General features: G+C 52.1%; 18 protein-coding genes and 3 pseudogenes. 7 read left to right on the forward strand and 14 right to left on the reverse strand.

Annotated elements, in window-relative coordinates:
• Nucleotides 1–91: 91 nt before the first annotated feature.
• On the forward strand, nucleotides 92–1,606 hold the full coding sequence (gene katA / locus DBY90_RS03920) for a catalase KatA (RefSeq protein ID WP_070492642.1): 1,515 nt from the start codon (nucleotides 92–94) through the stop codon (nucleotides 1,604–1,606).
• A gap of 680 nt (nucleotides 1,607–2,286) precedes the next feature.
• Here katA and glmS read toward each other — a convergent pair.
• The 11 genes from glmS to DBY90_RS13480 form a co-directional block, all read right to left on the reverse strand.
• Nucleotides 2,287–4,125 (reverse strand): glutamine--fructose-6-phosphate transaminase (isomerizing), encoded by a 1,839-nt coding sequence (gene glmS, locus DBY90_RS03925; RefSeq protein ID WP_070492643.1) that lies wholly within the window; start codon nucleotides 4,123–4,125, stop codon nucleotides 2,287–2,289.
• A gap of 267 nt (nucleotides 4,126–4,392) precedes the next feature.
• On the reverse strand, nucleotides 4,393–5,490 hold the full coding sequence (gene ribD / locus DBY90_RS03930) for a bifunctional diaminohydroxyphosphoribosylaminopyrimidine deaminase/5-amino-6-(5-phosphoribosylamino)uracil reductase RibD (RefSeq protein ID WP_070492644.1): 1,098 nt from the start codon (nucleotides 5,488–5,490) through the stop codon (nucleotides 4,393–4,395).
• 70 nt (nucleotides 5,491–5,560) lie between these two features.
• Entirely contained in the window at nucleotides 5,561–6,091 is a 531-nt protein-coding gene (locus tag DBY90_RS03935; protein ID WP_070492645.1) for a hypothetical protein, read from the reverse strand.
• Nucleotides 6,092–6,130: 39 nt separating this feature from the next.
• On the reverse strand, nucleotides 6,131–6,592 hold the full coding sequence (gene nrdR, locus DBY90_RS03940) for a transcriptional regulator NrdR (protein ID WP_070492646.1): 462 nt from the start codon (nucleotides 6,590–6,592) through the stop codon (nucleotides 6,131–6,133).
• A gap of 143 nt (nucleotides 6,593–6,735) precedes the next feature.
• Nucleotides 6,736–7,578: a 3-deoxy-8-phosphooctulonate synthase gene (gene kdsA, locus DBY90_RS03945; protein WP_039856340.1), complete on the reverse strand. Its 843-nt coding sequence runs from the start codon at nucleotides 7,576–7,578 to the stop codon at nucleotides 6,736–6,738.
• An 87-nt stretch (nucleotides 7,579–7,665) separates the two neighbouring features.
• Entirely contained in the window at nucleotides 7,666–8,049 is a 384-nt protein-coding gene (gene panD / locus DBY90_RS03950; RefSeq protein ID WP_003767516.1) for an aspartate 1-decarboxylase, read from the reverse strand.
• A gap of 133 nt (nucleotides 8,050–8,182) precedes the next feature.
• Entirely contained in the window at nucleotides 8,183–8,506 is a 324-nt protein-coding gene (cutA, locus tag DBY90_RS03955) for a divalent-cation tolerance protein CutA (RefSeq protein WP_070492647.1), read from the reverse strand.
• Nucleotides 8,507–8,516: 10 nt separating this feature from the next.
• Nucleotides 8,517–8,798: a TonB family protein gene (locus DBY90_RS03960; RefSeq protein ID WP_070492648.1), complete on the reverse strand. Its 282-nt coding sequence runs from the start codon at nucleotides 8,796–8,798 to the stop codon at nucleotides 8,517–8,519.
• A 131-nt stretch (nucleotides 8,799–8,929) separates the two neighbouring features.
• Nucleotides 8,930–9,598 carry a histidinol-phosphatase gene (locus DBY90_RS03965; RefSeq protein WP_107986561.1) on the reverse strand — a complete coding sequence of 223 codons (669 nt, stop codon included), beginning with the start codon at nucleotides 9,596–9,598 and terminating at the stop codon, nucleotides 8,930–8,932.
• Nucleotides 9,595–10,263, reverse strand: a complete 669-nt coding sequence (hda, locus tag DBY90_RS03970) for a DnaA regulatory inactivator Hda (RefSeq protein ID WP_070492650.1) — start codon at nucleotides 10,261–10,263, stop codon at nucleotides 9,595–9,597. Before hda ends, DBY90_RS03965 begins: the two co-directional genes overlap by 4 nt.
• Nucleotides 10,260–10,385 carry a hypothetical protein gene (locus tag DBY90_RS13480; RefSeq protein WP_019269920.1) on the reverse strand — a complete coding sequence of 42 codons (126 nt, stop codon included), beginning with the start codon at nucleotides 10,383–10,385 and terminating at the stop codon, nucleotides 10,260–10,262. Before DBY90_RS13480 ends, hda begins: the two co-directional genes overlap by 4 nt.
• Before the next feature lie 56 nt (nucleotides 10,386–10,441).
• Here DBY90_RS13480 and DBY90_RS03980 point away from each other — a divergent pair, with 56 nt between their 5' ends.
• Nucleotides 10,442–11,080 carry a DedA family protein gene (locus DBY90_RS03980; protein WP_070492651.1) on the forward strand — a complete coding sequence of 213 codons (639 nt, stop codon included), beginning with the start codon at nucleotides 10,442–10,444 and terminating at the stop codon, nucleotides 11,078–11,080.
• Nucleotides 11,081–11,153: 73 nt separating this feature from the next.
• Here DBY90_RS03980 and DBY90_RS03985 read toward each other — a convergent pair whose 3' ends face one another.
• On the reverse strand, nucleotides 11,154–11,744 hold the full coding sequence (locus DBY90_RS03985) for a DUF3465 domain-containing protein (RefSeq protein WP_070492652.1): 591 nt from the start codon (nucleotides 11,742–11,744) through the stop codon (nucleotides 11,154–11,156).
• A gap of 108 nt (nucleotides 11,745–11,852) precedes the next feature.
• Nucleotides 11,853–12,665: a hypothetical protein gene (locus DBY90_RS03990; protein WP_070492653.1), complete on the reverse strand. Its 813-nt coding sequence runs from the start codon at nucleotides 12,663–12,665 to the stop codon at nucleotides 11,853–11,855.
• A 102-nt stretch (nucleotides 12,666–12,767) separates the two neighbouring features.
• On the opposite strand from DBY90_RS03990, the gene DBY90_RS03995 reads away from it, so the two are divergent.
• From DBY90_RS03995 to mog, 5 genes and pseudogenes are all read left to right on the forward strand, one after another.
• Entirely contained in the window at nucleotides 12,768–13,019 is a 252-nt protein-coding gene (locus tag DBY90_RS03995) for an NGO1151 family protein (RefSeq protein WP_070492654.1), read from the forward strand.
• A gap of 73 nt (nucleotides 13,020–13,092) precedes the next feature.
• Nucleotides 13,093–13,923, forward strand: coding sequence for a basic amino acid ABC transporter substrate-binding protein (locus DBY90_RS04000; protein WP_070440169.1), 831 nt, complete (start codon nucleotides 13,093–13,095; stop codon nucleotides 13,921–13,923).
• 238 nt (nucleotides 13,924–14,161) lie between these two features.
• Nucleotides 14,162–14,581 (forward strand): annotated as a pseudogene (locus DBY90_RS13110) (DUF2478 domain-containing protein); the annotation flags it as partial.
• A 3-nt stretch (nucleotides 14,582–14,584) separates the two neighbouring features.
• A pseudogene (locus DBY90_RS04005) lies at nucleotides 14,585–15,753 on the forward strand (molybdopterin dinucleotide binding domain-containing protein); the annotation flags it as partial.
• Between the two features lie 362 nt (nucleotides 15,754–16,115).
• Nucleotides 16,116–16,688 (forward strand): molybdopterin adenylyltransferase, encoded by a 573-nt coding sequence (gene mog, locus DBY90_RS04010; protein WP_019269898.1) that lies wholly within the window; start codon nucleotides 16,116–16,118, stop codon nucleotides 16,686–16,688.
• Nucleotides 16,689–17,748: 1,060 nt separating this feature from the next.
• Here the strand turns inward: mog and DBY90_RS04020 are convergent.
• Nucleotides 17,749–17,898, reverse strand: a pseudogene (locus DBY90_RS04020) (helix-hairpin-helix domain-containing protein); the annotation flags it as partial.

Raw genomic sequence — 17,898 nt, forward strand, 5'->3', positions numbered from 1 at the left:
AGAAATTTATGAATGCCAAGAAACCGGCTACGAATATGCCTTTCGGCAAATCGTTTTATAAACCACCTACCATTTCACAAAGGAAATCACCATGACCGTCTCTAAATGCCCTGTAACCCACCTGACCATGAACAACGGTGCGCCCGTTGCCGACAACCAAAACAGCCTGACCGCCGGTCCGCGCGGTCCGTTGCTGGCGCAGGATTTGTGGCTGAATGAAAAACTTGCCGATTTCGTGCGCGAAGTGATTCCCGAACGCCGTATGCACGCCAAAGGTTCGGGCGCATTCGGTACGTTTACCGTGACGCACGACATTACAAAATACACCCGCGCCAAAATCTTCAGCGAAGTCGGTAAGAAAACCGAGATGTTCGCCCGTTTCACCACCGTGGCAGGCGAGCGCGGCGCAGCCGATGCAGAACGCGACATCCGCGGCTTTGCCTTGAAGTTCTATACCGAAGAAGGCAACTGGGACATGGTCGGCAACAACACGCCTGTGTTCTTCCTGCGCGACCCGCGCAAATTCCCCGACCTGAATAAGGCGGTCAAACGCGACCCGCGCACCAATATGCGTTCTGCCACGAACAACTGGGACTTCTGGACGCTGTTGCCCGAAGCCCTGCACCAAGTTACCATCGTCATGAGCGACCGCGGCATCCCCGCCAGCTACCGCCATATGCACGGTTTTGGTTCGCATACTTACAGCTTCTGGAATGAAGCGGGCGAGCGTTTTTGGGTGAAATTCCATTTCCGCACTCAGCAAGGCATTAAAAACCTGACCGACAAAGAAGCTGCGAAAATCATCGGAGACGACCGCGAAAGCCACCAACGCGACCTGTACGAAGCCATCGAACGTGGTGAGTTTCCGAAATGGACGATGTTCATCCAAGTCATGCCTGAAGCCGATGCGGAAAAAGTGCCGTATCATCCTTTCGACCTGACCAAAGTTTGGCCGAAAAAAGACTATCCGTTAATTGAAGTGGGCGAATTCGAGTTGAACCGCAATCCCGAAAACTTCTTCGCCGATGTGGAACAATCCGCCTTCGCACCGAGCAACCTTGTGCCCGGTATCGGCGCCAGCCCCGACAAAATGCTGCAAGCCCGTCTGTTCAATTACGCCGACGCGCAACGCTACCGCTTAGGCGTGAACTTCCGCCAAATCCCCGTCAACCGCCCGCGTTGCCCCGTCCACAGCAACCAGCGCGACGGACAAGGCCGCGCCGACGGCAACTACGGCAGCCTGCCGCACTACGAACCCAACAGTTTCGGTCAATGGCAGGAGCAGCCCGACTTCGCCGAACCGCCTTTGAAAATCAACGGCGACGCAGCGCACTGGGACTACCGTCAAGACGATGACGACTACTTCAGCCAACCGCGCGCCTTGTTTAACCTGATGAACGACGCGCAGAAACAGGCTTTGTTCGACAACACCGCTGCCGCCATGGGCGACGCGCCCGACTTCATCAAATACCGCCATATCCGCAACTGCCACCGTTGCGACCCCGCCTACGGCGAAGGCGTGGCAAAAGCCTTGGGGCTGACCGTTGAAGACGCACAAGCCGCCCGCGCGACCGACCCCGCATTGGGTCAGCCCGGTTTGCTGTAAATGGGAGGGGTTATGTGGATAGAGATTGAAGCGTTGTTATCCCACGCAATCAGATACCGTAAACCGTAAACCGCCGACTTGGGCGTGATACGCAAATAAGGAAGTATTGTTAAGCATCCCTTTTTTGGGAGCAATATATAAGGTCGTCTGAAAAACTTGGGAATCCGTTTTTTCAGACGACCTCTTTCAATCTCAAACCTGCCCTCTTAAGCGACTTAGGAAGTGAATAATATACCATTAAAGCAAACCGTAGCGCGGGTTCTACCCGCGAAACAGATGTAAGCACAACTGCCCGACTCAGACTAACGGACAAAAAAATCTCGCGGGCGAAGCCCACGCTACGGGGTTCGGCTTATCCACAGCGTGTTTTGATTAATCAAGGTCGTCTGAAAACTGGGAAACCAAAGTTTTCAGACGACCTCTTTTCAATCTCAACCCTGCTTTCTTAATCAGTTCAGGAAATAGATAAGACACCCTCAAAGCAAACCGTAGCGTGGGTTCTACCCGCGAAGCAGATGTAAGCGCACAACTGCCCGATTCATACTGACGGACAACAAATCTCGCGGGCAAAGCCCACGCTACGATGTTGGTTTCTCTCAAGCGTTCGTTGATTTAAAAAAGGTCGTCTGAAAACTTGGTTTCCTAGTTTTCAGACGACCTTTTACCGTTCCAATCAGGCTTTATTCAACTGTAACCGATTTCGCCAGATTACGCGGTTTGTCCACGTCCGTGCCGCGTGCGAGGGCGGCGTGGTAGGACAGAAGCTGCACGGGGATGGTGTGCACGATCGGCGAGAGTACGCCGACGTGGCGCGGGGCGCGGATGACGTGCACGCCGTCGGTGGCGTTGAAATTGCTGTCCAAATCAGCGAAGACGAAGAGTTCGCCGCCGCGTGCGCCGACTTCCTGCATATTGGCTTTGACTTTGTCCAGCAAACCGTCGTTCGGCGCGATGACGACGACGGGCATGTTTTCGTCCACCAATGCCAGCGGGCCGTGTTTCAATTCGCCTGCGGGATAGGCTTCGGCATGGATGTAGGTGATTTCTTTCAGCTTCAACGCGCCTTCGAGAGCGATCGGGAAGTGGATGCCGCGACCTAAAAACAGTGCGCTGTTTTTCTTGGCAAATTTTTGCGCCCAAGCGGCGATTTGCGGCTCAAGGTTGAGGGCGTGTTGGATGCTGCCGGGCAGTTGGCGCAGTTCTTCGACGTATTCATGCGCTTTTTCGGCGGAAACAAAGCCGCGTTGTTTGCCCAGCGTTACCGCCAAACCAAACAAAACAACCAGTTGCGTGGTAAACGCTTTGGTTGAGGCGACACCGATTTCTGCGCCGGCGCGGGTGTACAGCACCAATTCGCTTTCGCGCGGCAGGGCGGATTCCATGACGTTGCAGATGGACAGGCTGTGTTTGTGTCCCAAAGACTGCGCGTATTTCAGGGCTTCCATCGTGTCTAAGGTTTCGCCGGATTGGGAAATGGTGATGACCAATTGTTTCGGATCGGCAATCACGTCGCGGTAGCGGTATTCACTGGCGATTTCGACGTCGGTCGGAATTTTGGCGATGGACTCGAGCCAGTATTTGGCGGTCAGCGCGGCGTAGTAGGACGTACCGCAGGCAAGGATTTTGATGCTGCGGATGTCGTCGAACACTTCGCGTGCGTTCGCGCCGAAGTTTTCGGGTTCGAAGCCACCGTCAAGGAAGACTTCGGCGGTATCGGCGATGGCGCGCGGTTGTTCGTGGATTTCTTTTTGCATGAAGTGGCTGTAAGGGCCCAACTCCAGCGAAGCGAGCGACAACTCGGATACTTTGACTTTGCGTTGGGTGTCGGCACCGGTTTTGTCGATCAGTTTTTCAATACCGTTCGCACTCAATACGGCAATGTCGCCGTCTTCCAAATAGGCGATGCGGCGGGTAAAGGCGATGACGGCGGATACGTCGGAGGCGATGAAGGTTTCTTGATCGCCCAATGCCACCAAGAGCGGACAGCCCATGCGTGCAACGACCATTTCTTCGGGTTTGTCCTGCGCCATCACGGCGATGGCGTACGCGCCGTGGAAACGGGCGGTAGCTGCGCGGACGGCTTCAAACAGTTTGCCGCCGTTTTGGGTGTATTCGTGATTGACGCTGTGGGCGATGACTTCGGTGTCGGTTTGCGATTCGAAGGTGTAACCCAAAGCTTTGAGGCGTTCGCGTTCGGCTTCGAAGTTTTCGATGATGCCGTTGTGGACGACGGCGATCATGCCGCCGGAGATGTGGGGGTGGGCGTTGGGTTCGGTTACGCCGCCGTGGGTCGCCCAACGGGTATGGCCGATGCCGATGTGTCCGAACACGCCTTTTTCGCGCGCGGCGTCCTCCATCAGCTGCACGCGGCCGACACGGCGCACGCGTTTGATTTTGCCGTCTGCGTTGACGGCGATACCCGACGAGTCATAGCCACGATATTCAAGGCGTTTGAGACCGTCGGTCAGAAAATCGACTACATTGTAATTGGCGCGGATGGCGCCGACGATACCGCACATATAAGTTCCTTAGTATCTAAAAGTTGAAAAAAGACAAGACGCCGGCTTCCGAACGCCTTGCCCGAGTATTATATCACAGCAGAATGTATCATACTGAATTTTAAAGAAATTAACATTTAAAAACCATGCAATACGCTTGCCATATCGGCATAAACGGCGGGCTAAAAAGCATTTCCAAAGCTTCTGACGGCCTTTCCCCTGCTCTAGTAACAAAATAACTGTTTTTTTCCTAGATAACTAAAACAGTTTCAAAATCCAATCATCAGCCTATTTTTTACGCAAAACCCATTTTACGTCCTGCCCGATCAGTTCTACCGAACGGCTTTCCCACTCGCCTTCCGAAGTTAAAACGGCGGGGTTGGCAGGGAGGGTGAGTAGGCTTCTGCCTTCGCCTAATATTTTCGGCGCTTGGTACAACACGATTTCGTCTGCCAAGCCCGCTTCGATAAAGGCAGAGGTCAGTGTCGCGCCCGCTTCGACCATAATCTCGCCGTAGCCCAGTTCTGCCAACTGAGGCAGCAGGGCGGCGAGGTCTATGCGTCCTGCGGCGTTTTCAGACGACCTCAAGATGCGGATATGAGGGAATGCGCGGTATGGTTTGAGACGTTCTTCGTCATCGACGGCGGTTACGATGACGATGGGGCTGAGGTCGTCTGAAACCATGTGGCTGCCCAACGGCGTTTGCAGTTTGCTGTCCAACACGATACGCGCGGGCTGGCGCAGCGTTGGAAAGGTGCGGACGTTGAGGCGAGGATTGTCTGCAAGCACTGTGCCGATGCCGGTTAAGACGGCGCAGCTCTCGGCACGCAAGGTTTGTACGTCTACCCTCGCTGCTTCGCCGGTAATCCAGTAGCTGCGTCCGTCGGCGAGCGCGGTTTTGCCGTCCAAGCTGGCGGCGCATTTGACGCGGACAAACGGGCGGCCGCGTTCAATACGGGAGAGGAAGCCGCGGTTGAGTTCGCGCGCTTCGGTTTCCAGCAAACCGCTTTCAGTGCGGATGCCGGCGGCTTCCAGCATTGCCAAGCCTTTGCCTGCCACCAGAGGATTGGGGTCAGTCATGGCGGCGACCACGCGTGATACGCCTGAACTAATCAGGGCTTCGGCGCAAGGCGGCGTGCGACCGTAATGGCTGCACGGTTCGAGCGTCACATAAGCCGTCGCCCCGTGCGCCATTTCGCTAGCCTGCCGTAGCGCATGTACTTCGGCATGCGGTTCGCCCGCTTTGACATGAAACCCCTGTCCGACGATTTGGCCGCCGTGTGCAATCACGCAGCCAACGCGCGGGTTGGGTGAAGTGGAAAAACGCCCGAGCCGCGCAAGGGCAAGGGCGTTTTGCATCATTTGGGTATCAATACAATCAAACATAATTTGGATTTCTTAAAGTTTTCCGTTTTCAGACGACCTTTTCTTTCACCGTATTCAGTTCGTCAAAGCATTAACGCGACAAGCTCAATTCTTTCAACACTTCCGACAATTCCTTCTGGCCCGCGTGATGGCTGTACGCGCAAACGGTATAAATATTGGCTTCGTGAATGGCGATGCAGTATTGGTTGAACTTTCCTTGCCGGTCTTCGCGGTCGGTTTGGTAATTCATGCGGTTGTCGGTGGCGATACCGACGCGGACATTTTGAGTCTCGTCCGATTGCAGCGCGGTTTTGAGTTCGGCGAAATAGGCTTTGGCATCCGTTTGGGCTGGACCGTTGTTCGCCGCATAAATCGTAATGCGCGCTTCAGGGTCGTGTTGGAGCAGAATCAGGCTGGAGGCGGGAACGTTTTTCGGATGGCGGGCGGAATCGGCAATGATGTCGGTGAAGTGGCTGTTGTGAACGGAGATAGAAATTTTGCCATCCATGCTCGTCAGCGTTTGAACCGTATCGGAGGCGGCTTTCGACACGGTATCGCCCTGCTCGGGGCTACAGGCGGCAAGGCAGAATAGTGCGGCGGCTACGGATAAAACTCTTTTCATAAACATCCTCTTCATATCAACACACCGCTTTCAGACGACCTATTTCCCGTCGGTCTGCACCAGCGTGGCGATTGCCTGAGTAAACTCGGACACGTCGTTGAAACTTTTATAAACGGAAGCAAAACGGACATAAGCGACCTGATCGATTTTTGCCAATTCCTCCATCGCCATTTCCCCCACCATGCGCGACGGCACTTCCTTTTTACCCGACTGATACAGACGCTGCTCAATCAGCGCAACCGTTTCGTCGATTTTTTCCTGCGCAATGGGGCGTTTGTGCAAAGCCCGTTCCAAACTGGTTTTCAGCTTGTGCGGATTAAACGCCACGCGCGTGCCGTTGGATTTAATGACCTGCGGCATCCGCATTTCAACCGTTTCAAACGTACTGAACCGCTGCCCGCACTCCAAACAGCGGCGGCGGCGGCGGATGCTGTTCGTCTCTTCCAAGAGTCGCGAATCAGTGACTTGAGTATTAGGATGCTGACAAAACGGACATTTCATAAGTTTTTGAATTTATTTGTTTGTGAAACGGAATTGTAGCCGATTGAGCTATTCCCGTATAGTCGGTGGGTTTATTGTGGGTTGAAGAGGTCGTCTGAAAACTGTTTTCTGTTTTTCAGACGACCTTTCGTTTGCAATACCCGTTAACGGATGTCCATAGGCGCGAAGGATTTGACGGTTTCGTCCACGGCTTTGACGCGGGTCAGGAAGTCTTCCAGCTGGGCAAGCGGCAGGGCGCTGGGGCCGTCGCATTTGGCTTGGTCGGGGTTAGGGTGTGATTCGAGGAAGAGGCCTGCGAGGCGGGTTGCCATGCCGGCGAGCGCCAAATCCAGCACTTGCGCGCGTCGTCCGCCGGATGCGGCTGCACCGGATTCGCGGGTTTGCAGGGAGTGGGTGACGTCGAAGATGACGGGCAGGCCGCCGCAGGTTTGTTTCATGACGCCGAAGCCGAGCATATCGACGACGAGGTTGTCGTAGCCGAAGTTGGCGCCGCGTTCGCAGAGGATGATTTGTCCGTTGCCCGCTTCTTGGAATTTTTCAACGATGTTTTTCATCTGCGAGGGGCTGAGGAACTGGGGTTTTTTGATGTTGATCACGTTGCCGGTTTTTGCCATGGCGACGACGAGGTCGGTTTGGCGGGCGAGGAAGGCGGGCAGTTGGATGACGTCGCAGACTTCGGCGACGGGGGCGCATTGGTAGGGTTCGTGGACGTCGGTGATGACGGGCACGTTAAACTCGCGTTTGACGGCTTGGAAGATTTTCATGCCTTCGTCCAAGCCGACGCCGCGGAAGGAGTGGATGGAGGAGCGGTTGGCTTTGTCGAAGGAGGCTTTGAAGACGTAGGGAATGCCGAGTTTGTCGGTTACTTTGACGTATTGTTCGCAGGCTTTGAGGGTGGAATCGAGGTCTTCCAGTACGTTGATGCCGCCGAACAGGGTAAAGGGGAGGTCGTTGCCGACGGTGAGGTTGTTGATGCGGATGTTCATGATGATGGGGCTTTCTCGTGGGTCGTCTAAAAATGGTTGAAAGGTCGTCTGAAAGCGGATTTTGCGGTTTCAGACGACCTTTGTGTTTTATAGGACGGTGTGCGGCGGCTCGTAGGAGAGGATGTCGCGGATTTTGTTGTGTTCGTCCACGAGGACGACTTTGGGTTCGTGTGCGGCGATTTCGGGTTCGGACAGCATGACGTAGGACATGATGATGACGATGTCGCCTTTTTGGACGAGCCGTGCGGCGGCGCCGTTGAGACAGACGACGCCGCTGCCGCGTTCGCCGGGGATGGTGTAGGTTTCAAAACGTTCGCCGTTGTTGTTATTAACGATGGCGACTTTTTCGTTGACGAGGATGCCTGCGGCGTCGAGCAGGTCTTGGTCTATGGTGATGCTGCCGACGTAGTTGAGGTCGGCTTCGGTAACGGTGGCGCGGTGTATCTTGCCGCCGAGCATGGTGCGGAACATGGGTTTCCTTTTGGTTTGGGATTGCGGATGCAGACGTAAGGTCGTCTGAAAATCAAAAGCCGTCATTATAGTGGACTTCCCTGTAAATTCATAATGATGCTTGGGCGTTTTTCAGACGACCTCGAGTAGCTGCTTATAAACCTAAACTCTGCTTCAGCCAGCGCAAATAGGGGGCGTATCCGCGCGAGACGTTTTGCATCAGGATTTGCGGGCATTCGTAGCTGTGGTTGGCGAGGATGGTTTTTTGGATTTCGCGGTAGCAGTGGCGCGAGGTTTTGATGGTGATGCGGATTTCGTCGTCGCGGCAGATTTCGCCGTTCCAAAGGTATTGGCTGGTGATGGCTTCGTATTGCACGCAGGCGGCGAGTTGCTTTTCCAGCAGCAGGCTGCCGATTTTTTCGGCTTCTTCGCGGGTCGGGGCGGTGGTGGTAACGATAACGGGTTTGAACGCGGACATTTCAGACGGCCTATTGGGGTTTGAATTCAACGGTTGCGAGATATTTCATCCATCGTCCTGTGGCGTTGTAATTGCCTTTTTGGGCAGCGGCCACGGCTACTTTGTCGAATTTGCTGTAACCACCGGATTCGATGATGTTAATCTCCTTGGCTTCGCCTTCGGGAGAAACAATGACGGCGAGTTTGACGGAATTTTCGGGGGCGGAGGCTTGTTTTACCGGATTGTCGTTTTGCGCGGCCGCAGGCAGGGTAAGGGCAAGCAGCAAGGCGAGAATGATGGCGCGGATGGTCATGATTGTTTTCCTTGTTTGAAAAGTTTTTCAAGCAACTTGCTGCCATTTGTTTTCAGACGACCCTTTGTTTTCCGTGGGCGAAGCCCACGCTACGGCATTGAACCCGTTTGAGCGGGCGGGCGCGGTTTTGATTATTTGAAGTTTAATATCGGCCAACCTTTTGCTTTGGCTTCCTGTTCCAGCTCGGCATCGGGATTGACGGCGACGGGTTCGTTGACGAGACGCAGCAGCGGCAGGTCGTTTTTGGAATCGCTATAAAAATAGGTTTTGCCGTAGCTTTCGAGCGTTTCGCCGCGTTCGGCGAGCCATTGGTTCAGGCGGGTGATTTTGCCTTCTTTTAGGCTGGGTGTGCCGATGTAGTTGCCGGTGTAGCGACCGTCAGTGCCGGTTTCGAGTTGGGTGCCGATGATGTTGGTGATGCCGAAAAGGTGGCAGATGGGGGTGATGATGAACTCGTTGGTCGAGGAGATAACGAGGGTTTCATCGCCCGCCATTTGGTGGCTCTGCACAAGCATGCGCTGCATGGGCGAGATGTGGGGCGTGATGAACTGTGCCATAAATTCGCGGTGAAATTCCGCCAGCTCTTCTTTGCTGTAACGGGCGAGCGGGGCGAGGTGGAATTTGAGGAAGGCGTCGATGTCGAGGCAGCCGTTTTGGTAGTCGCGGTAGAATTTTTCGTTTTGCGCTTCGGTTTCGGCAGCGTCAACCAGGCCTTTTTTGATGAGGTATTGCGGCCATGAATGGTCGGAATCGGTGTTGATGAGGGTGTTGTCGAGGTCGAAGATGGCGAGGTTTTTCATTGGGTTTCCTGTTGTTTCAGAAGCTGGCGCAGAAGCGGCAGGGTGATGCGTTTGCCCATGGTAACGGCGTAGTTGTCCAGCGTGTCGAGCATCTGCATCAGGCTGTCCATGTCGCGCCGCCAGTGGTTGAGCAGGTATTCGAAGATTTCGGGGTCTATGGTGACTTGGCGCGCCGCCGCTATGCTGACGAGCGCGTCGATTTTTTCTTGATCGGTCAGGGGTTTGACTTCGTAAACGAGGCAGTACGCCATGCGGGTGCGCAAGTCTTCGCGGATGACGAGCTGTTGGGGCGCGTGTTCGGAACTTAACAGCAGAAAGCCTTTGCCGCTGTTGCGGAAGCGGTTGAATACGGCAAACAAGAGGGATTGTTCTTCGTTGCCCAGTTTTTCGATTTGGTCGATGGCGAGGTATTCGGCTTCAAAGGCAGCTTCGGTCAGCGGCGTAGCGGCGGCGTCGATATAGACGGCTTTTTTCCCCGCGTCGAGCGCTTGGGCGACCCACGCGCGCAGCAGGTGGCTTTTGCCCGCGCCTTCTTCGCCCCAGACGTAGATAAACGGGTCGTGTTTATGCTGTAACACATAGACCAGTTCGGCATTTTCCGTTCCGAGGAATTTGTCGAAACCGGGATAGCCGCGTTCGGCGAAATCGAAAATAAGCTGGTTCACAAAGGCATACCGGATGGGTTGGAATCGGGTTTATTGTACGTTGTTTTGTCAGCGCGTATCAAGGCGCGGGGTCGTCTGAAAAAGGGGCGCGCGGCATGGGTTTCATATACAATGGCAGACATTTGGCGACGCGTCTGTTTTCAGACGACCCCTGTCTTTTTCATTTCAGGAAGATTTCGTGATTTCGACCCTTATTGATTTTATCCTCCACATCGACCAGCATTTGGTCGAGATTTCCGCGCAATACGGCGTATGGATTTACGCGGTGTTGTTTTTGATTATTTTCTGCGAAACGGGCTTGGTGGTTACGCCGTTTCTGCCGGGCGATTCGCTGCTGTTTGCCGCGGGCGGGATTGCCGCGGTCGGCAGCATGAACATTCATGTCATGGTCGCGCTGCTTTTGGCCGCCGCGATTTTGGGCGATGCCGCCAACTTCATGATCGGCAAGTTTTTCGGGCGCAAACTCTTTGCCAACCCCGATTCCAAAATCTTCCGCCGGTCGTATTTGGAGAAAACCCACGCGTTCTACGAAAAACACGGCGGCAAAACCATCATCATCGCCCGCTTCGTCCCGATTGTGCGGACGTTCGCTCCGTTTGTCGCAGGCATGGGCAGCATGCACTACGGCACCTTCATCCGCTACAACATCATCGGCGCGGTATTATGGGTCTTGTCGTTTTCCTATGCCGGCTATTTCTTCGCCAATATTCCGGTTGTCAAAAACAATTTGGCTTTGGTGATGGTGGCGATTATCGTGATTTCCATCCTGCCGGGCGTGGTCGAAGTCATACGCGCGAGAAGGGCGGCGAAGAAATAAAAATTGTTTGAGCCATAAGAAAAGGTCGTCTGAAAACGTTTTTCAGACGACCTTTTACAATCGTTCCAGTCTTTTATTGATAAACACATCCATTGTGTTCCAGCCAGCCGTCGGTATGGCGGCCTGCGGGGTCGTGGTGCGTCCAATGGAGGACACCGCCCTGCTCCGACCATTCGTATTCGCCGTAGAAGCCGACTTTATCGCCTTTTTTCAAGCCTTTGATTTTGTCGGCGAGGTCGATGTTGTGCGCCACTAAAAGCGTTTGCCCGCTGGAAAGTTTCAAGATAAAACGCTGATGGCGCGTGCCTTGGTTGTCGTCGGGCAGCGTTTTCAGAACCGTACCTGCACCCTTCACTTGAATATCGCTCTCTTGGTTTTCAAAGGCTTGCTGCAATATTTGTTCCGCGCTGCCATGCCCTGCTTGGCGGTCGGACTTCGGCTGCTTCGGTTGCGATTTTTTGGATTCAGACTGCTCGGATTGGCGTTTTTCCGCCTGGGTTTGGGGCTGCGTTTGGGTTGGTACGGTATCCGCTGCCTGACCTTGCCGCCCCTGCTGCATTTTTTGATAACCGACTACCACGGCGGCAACAATCAGTATCCAAATCCATTTGTTTTTGTTCATAAAATCCACGCCCAAAAAAATGCCCGACGGTTCATCGGGCATAAATTATTTGAAAGGAGTTAAATCACGATAACGTGAGCCGCCATTATATACAAAACCGGCGGAAAAATCAGCATTTTCAGTCCGATACCTGAAGCGGCGGCTGCGTTATCACGCTTTTTTGTTCCCCTGACTGTATTTCATTTCGTATTTGATGTCGTTCAGGATTTTTTTCACGTTGTAATCCAAAAGCTGTTCCACCAAATCGGGCGCCTGTTCGCTGAGGGTTTGTTGGAGCTGGTAGGTAAACAGCGCCATTTGTTTCTGCACGGCGGTGCGTATCATGCCGTTGACGGCATCGGCAACGTGCGGGCGCAGGCGTTTGATTAAACGCTCGCTCAGGTCTTGCTCGGAAATGCAGAACACTTCCCTGCGGTTGATGACCTGCGGGTTTAATACGTTGATATGGACGGTAATTGGCGGCGTTTCTTCTTTGGGGTCGTCTGAAACCTGCTCTTGCACCTGCGGATTTTCGTTTTCAGACGACGTTGCCTCTGCCTTTGCAGGCGCGTCAAATTCGACCGTTTTACGTTTCGGGTTCAGCCAAACCGTGCGCGTGGACTCAATTTGCCTGTCGGACGCGCTCATTTGCAGCGAAGACTGCGCGTTCAGCCAGTTTTCCTGCAAAATCACCATCGCATCGGTCTCCGCCGTTTCGGCAGCGTCTTCCTCCAGCATGGCGTTGTGTTCCTCCTGCCATTTGCGCAGATATTCCGTCAAGACGGCATCGCGGTTGGCATCGTCGAGCTTGGCGGTTTTGGCTTTGTGCTTCTGCTCGACGGCTGGCTCTTGAGATTCGCGCACCAAAGGCGCGTGTGTGTAAGGTGCGTTCAATTGGCGGGTTTGCCGCAGCTTTTCCAAGCGGCTTTCCCAATCCAGGCTTTCATCCGTTTGTTGTGGCGTATCGGGACGATTCGTATCCATTTTTAGCTTTCGTTCTTCCGTTGTGTCATTTCATTTCACGCGCATAGCGAATGCCGTGATTTGCTATAATGCGGTATTTTAACAGATTCCCAGGAACACATCATGAGCAGCATCGAACAACGCCTCGAATATTTGGAAGAAGCCAACGACGTTTTGCGTATGCAGAACCACGTCCTCGCCACCGCCCTCAAAGGCCTGATCCGTTCGCTGCCGTCCGAGATGGCAAACGAATCCGTCGAGTCCATCCAGCTTGCCTTTGAAGACGCACTCGCCGAGTTGAACTACGAAGACAGCCCGCATACCGACCTCTTCCATGACGTAACCTACGCTTTTTTCCGCGAAAAAGAACACTGACGCGTAGCGACTTCCCCAAACCGTGTTAAACTATCCGTTTATTTATTAATATCCGTAAAGAAGGAACCTCCCCATGAACATGAAAAAATGGATTGCAGCCGCCCTCGCCTGCTCCGCTCTGGCACTCTCCGCCTGCGGCGGTCAAAGCAAAGACGCATCCTCGTCAGCCCCTAAAGCCGACAAAGTGTACCGCGTTGCCGCCAACGCCGAATTCGCCCCTTTCGAATCATTGGATTCCGCCGGCAACGTTGAAGGTTTCGACGTCGATTTGATGAACGCCATGGCAAAAGCCGGCGAATTCAAAGTCGAATTCAAACACCAGCCTTGGGACAGCCTCTTCCCCGCGCTCAAAAACGGCGATACGGATATCGTCATCTCCGGCGTAACCATTACCGACGAGCGCAAGCAGTCCATGGATTTCACCGACCCTTATTTTGAAATCACCCAAGTCGTCCTCGTTCCCAAAGGCAAAAAAGTCGCCTCTTCAGACGACCTCAAAAACATGGCGAAAGTCGGTGTCGTTACCGGTCAAACCGGCGACTTCTCCGTTTCCAAACTCTTGGGCAACGACAATCCTAAAATCGCCCGCTTTGAGAGCGTTCCCTTGGTCATCAAAGAACTGGAAAACGGCGGCGTGGATGCCGTAGTCAGCGACAGCGCGGTCATCGCCAATTATGTGAAAAACAACCCGACCAAAAGCATGGACTTCATCACCCTGCCTGATTTCACGATTGAAAACTACGGCATCGCCGCACGCAAAGGCGACGAAGCGACCGTCAAAATGCTGAACGAAGCGCTGAAAAAAGTACGCGACAGCGGCGAATACGACAAAATCCACGCCAAATACTTCGCCAAAGAAGGCGATAAAGCGGCAGCCGCCAGCCAACCTGAAGCAGCCAAATAATCTGTTTCAACGTTCTTAAGCAATAAGAAAGGTCGTCTGAAAGCCTGTATCACGGGTTTCAGACGACCTTTTGTTTAATGAGCCGGCCATTTTATCTCTAATGACGGCTATACTGTCCCTACAATTTTCCGACTGACATCTACGAACAATCGTCCCAAGAGATTCAAACGTTTTTTTAATGTTTGCAACGACATTGCAAGATTTTGCCCAAAACTTCAATACCCTTGAAAGTGAATTTATGTCTAATCAAATAGAACAACAATCAGACTATGCCATCGCTGCCGTGGTATATGCTGATGAAGGCGATGCTGCGATAACTGCATTATGGCAGGCCGTGCGCCGGTTGCAACAAGACGGATGGCGCGTGGCAGGACTATTGAATCCGATAGACAACAAAGGCAAGCACAGCAATTCGGAGCTGGCTTCCGTCGCAGACAACCGATGCTTTTCCATCTTCCAAAATCTCGGCAACCATTCCAGCGGCTGCAAACTAGATGCCGGCGCACTGGCAGCAGCAGGTTCGGTGATTCGCGAAGCCATAGCGGAAGGCACGGATTTGGTAGTCATTAACAAATTTGGCCATGCAGAAATCGATAGCTGCGGTTTGTTGTCGGAATACCTTGCCGCTATCAGCTCAGGCATTCCGGTTCTAACCACCTTGCAAAGCAAAACCGACTGTGAAATCTACAAAGGCTTCGCTAAGAAATTCAGCGAATTGGCCAAAGACTATATCGGCGTGCGAAAAGACGTCGTACTGACACCGCTGATGCACGACAGCCCGCAAGAGCTCGGACAACCGTTTGATCCGAAAGACTGGAAACATGGCGAATGCGACCCGATTCCGGGCAAAACCATGCCTGCAATTACCGTGGTCGAGCGCGATTACGGCGCGATTTACGAAAAATTCACTTCAGTCGGCCCGTTGCTGGAAAAAGTCAACCGAAAATCGAAACTGCCATTGACGCCTGCGAGATGATATTAACCCTCGCTCCGTAAACTAACGGACATGTGGCAAAAAAGGCTTGGCAAGCCTTGGGCAAAGCTACAGGCCGCGACCATACACATCTGATTAATGCCAGCGAGCACACGCAAATCCGCTTCCACGACATCGTCGCCCAGCCGCGCAAGATTGTTACCTCACCGATTTGGTCGGGCGTGGAGAGCGAAGAAGTGTGCTACACCGCTGGCTATACCAATGTGCACGAGCTGATTCCGTGGCGCACGCTGACCGGCCGCCAGCAGTTCTACCAAGACCACAAGTGGATGCGCGATTTCGGTGCTGCTTTCTGCGTGTACCGTCCGGCGGTGGACACCAAAACCACCAAACAGCTGCTGGGTAAAATGCCTAACGGCAATCCGGAAATCACACTCAACTTCCTCACGCCGCACCAGAAGTGGGGTATCCACAGTACCTATTCGGAAAACCTGCGTATGCTCACGCTCTCACGCGGCGGCCCGCACGTGTGGATTTCCGAAATCGATGCCAAGAAAGCCGGTTTGGTGGATAACGACTGGGTGGAAGTGTTCAACACCAACGGTTCGATTGCCTGCCGTGTGATTGTGAGCCAGCGTATTCCCGAAACTATGATTTTGATGTACCACGCTCAGGAAAAACTGGTACATACTCCGGCGGCAGAAACCACCAAAAAACGCGGCGGTATCCACAACTCGGTAACCAAGGCGGTCTTGAACCCGACCCACATGATAGGCGGCTACGCGCAATTGGCGTACAGCTTCAACTACTACGGCACAGTAGGCTCTAACCGTGATGAATGGGTGATTGTGCGTAAAATGAACAAAGTGGATTGGATGGACGAACCGGCAGGTTAAGGTCGTCTGAAAACTTAGTGAAGAGCAATGCCTGTCTAAGAGGAAACTTTCAGACAGGCATTTTTTATTATCAAATTCTCCGTCAATAGGAAATAAAGCGGCTGAGGCAATTTATGCACAAGATTTCATTCATAGCTAACTACTTGTTGAGCAGAACAATAATGAGGAGATAATCAGAATATCATCCTATTTGAGATTGAGTACATTTATTGAGAAATGATTTTTATAGACAACTTCTCAAGCTAGCCTTTACCTGAAGATATGTATTTTAAGTCCTGCTATTTTGCACATTGCCAACACCCACAACAGATACAGCTAATCAGGTACAATGTAGTTTTCTATCTTTTGGGTCTGCTATTATCATGAACACACTCCCTACCATCACCATCGGCCTAATTTCCACCAGTGACCGCGCCAGCAGCGGCGTGTATGCCGATGAAGGAATTCCCGCACTCAAAAGCTGGCTTGACAAAGCCGTCCTCAATCCGATCCGTTATGTAGAAGCCCTTATTCCTGACGATCAAGACGAAATCAAAAGCGTGCTTATCCATATGGCAGATGAAGAGCATTGCGATGTGATTTTTACCACCGGCGGCACAGGACCTGCCCCTCGCGACATCACCCCCGAAGCCACGCAAGCCGTATTAGACAAAGAACTGCCCGGTTTTGGCGAACAAATGCGCCGTATCAGCCTTCATTATGTACCCACAGCCATTTTGTCACGCCAAACAGCAGGCATTCGTGGCAACAGCCTGATTGTGAATCTACCCGGCCGACCGAAAGCCATTGCTGAAACATTGGGCGGCGTACGTTCGGAAGATGGCAGCATCGTTGTACCAGGTCTATTCGGCGCCATTCCTTATTGCGTAGATTTAATCGGCGGTGATTTCATTGAAACCGATACCGCCATTTGTACCACCTTCCGCCCCAAATAAAAATAAACTTCTTCCATATTTTTATGGCCGGCTATAGTTACTCCCGCTCTCTAACTGCTGAATCATACCTGCACGAAGATTCTAATCGCTTAACTCCTATTTATAGGACAAATAAATTAAAAAACTGTTAGCATCAAGCTTTTGTAAACAAACCATAATCAATACATAATTTCAAAGCTATATGCTTACTATGAATATCCACCGTTTCAAAAGTCTAAAATTATAAAAGTCGTCTGAAAAGCAAACTTAATCCTACCCTCCTTTTCAGACGACTCTCTATTCTAACTTTACTCCTTTACATCATATAGCTGAATAATAATTCATAACCTAAATATAATTGAGTATTTACATCATTTGGGTACCAAAAGGCTACCACTACTCAAAGGATAGAAAGCCACCGATAAGCTTTTGGTTACCTGTTTATCGCTATCGACGGATTTTCAATAAAGTTATATACCGCCATTTTGCTGGACAAAACCTCAGACAGAACAGTCAAGATTCTGACCAAGCACCTGATTAAATACGTTTACTCTGATAATAAGTACGCGATACAAAAGCTTGGCCAACCATGCTTTCGGTATGACTTGTTATGAGGGCAGTATTGGTTAGAATTTTATTCGAGTTACCTGACCGCAGATCAACAGGAAGGCGAAACGTGTGATCCGCACCTTGATGGAAATATGGCATAATGAGTTTCTATTTAGGGATTCAGAATACCAGCAAAATAAACCGCAATAATTTGTGAATTTTTATAAAATATAGTAAAATCACATAAAAGTCTGAAGGGAGTGCCTTTTGAGGTTTTACAGGCTTATTTTTCTCAACCTGTTGTGTAAACAACTCGATGTTTTCTTACATCAGATCATTACCATTCATACGAGTATAATTTCACAATATTGTAATTGTAGGAATTGCCGAAACGTTACATTGTCTTTCCCCGCTCTGTGCCACGGGAACAAGATCGGTCCAACAAACAAAAACGCCCGCTCCCTTCCGGGATTGGACGTTTTTTAGTTTGGCCATCGTATTCATCTGTAATTTCACGAATACGCGGATAGGTTTATTTTTTAGGTGATGGGACGGCGTTTTTAGCTTTTGTGTTTGCAGGTGCGGGCGCGACGGTTGCTTCGGCCTTCAGTTTGGAGAAGATACCCTCGCCGATGCCTTTAACGTTTTTGAGCTCTTCCACCGATTTGAAGGCACCATGCTG

The sequence above is a fragment of the Neisseria mucosa genome (genome assembly GCF_003044445.1).
Lineage (GTDB): Bacteria > Pseudomonadota > Gammaproteobacteria > Burkholderiales > Neisseriaceae > Neisseria > Neisseria mucosa_A.

Coding starts and splice junctions, on each gene's coding strand:
- DBY90_RS03990 (WP_070492653.1), bottom strand. CDS start 12,665: ATGGATACGAATCGTCCCGATACGCCACAACAAACGGATGAAAGCCTG.
- mog (WP_019269898.1), top strand. CDS start 16,116: ATGAACACACTCCCTACCATCACCATCGGCCTAATTTCCACCAGTGAC.
- glmS (WP_070492643.1), bottom strand. CDS start 4,125: ATGTGCGGTATCGTCGGCGCCATCCGCGCCAATTACAATGTAGTCGAT.
- DBY90_RS13480 (WP_019269920.1), bottom strand. CDS start 10,385: ATGTCTGCCATTGTATATGAAACCCATGCCGCGCGCCCCTTTTTCAGA.
- katA (WP_070492642.1), top strand. CDS start 92: ATGACCGTCTCTAAATGCCCTGTAACCCACCTGACCATGAACAACGGT.
- DBY90_RS03965 (WP_107986561.1), bottom strand. CDS start 9,598: ATGAAAAACCTCGCCATCTTCGACCTCGACAACACCCTCATCAACACC.
- nrdR (WP_070492646.1), bottom strand. CDS start 6,592: ATGAAATGTCCGTTTTGTCAGCATCCTAATACTCAAGTCACTGATTCG.
- DBY90_RS04000 (WP_070440169.1), top strand. CDS start 13,093: ATGAACATGAAAAAATGGATTGCAGCCGCCCTCGCCTGCTCCGCTCTG.
- ribD (WP_070492644.1), bottom strand. CDS start 5,490: ATGTTTGATTGTATTGATACCCAAATGATGCAAAACGCCCTTGCCCTT.
- DBY90_RS03995 (WP_070492654.1), top strand. CDS start 12,768: ATGAGCAGCATCGAACAACGCCTCGAATATTTGGAAGAAGCCAACGAC.
- DBY90_RS03985 (WP_070492652.1), bottom strand. CDS start 11,744: ATGCCCGATGAACCGTCGGGCATTTTTTTGGGCGTGGATTTTATGAAC.
- kdsA (WP_039856340.1), bottom strand. CDS start 7,578: ATGAACATCCGCATCAACAACCTCACCGTCGGCAACGACCTCCCCTTT.
- cutA (WP_070492647.1), bottom strand. CDS start 8,506: ATGTCCGCGTTCAAACCCGTTATCGTTACCACCACCGCCCCGACCCGC.
- DBY90_RS03935 (WP_070492645.1), bottom strand. CDS start 6,091: ATGAAAAGAGTTTTATCCGTAGCCGCCGCACTATTCTGCCTTGCCGCC.
- DBY90_RS03960 (WP_070492648.1), bottom strand. CDS start 8,798: ATGACCATCCGCGCCATCATTCTCGCCTTGCTGCTTGCCCTTACCCTG.
- panD (WP_003767516.1), bottom strand. CDS start 8,049: ATGTTCCGCACCATGCTCGGCGGCAAGATACACCGCGCCACCGTTACC.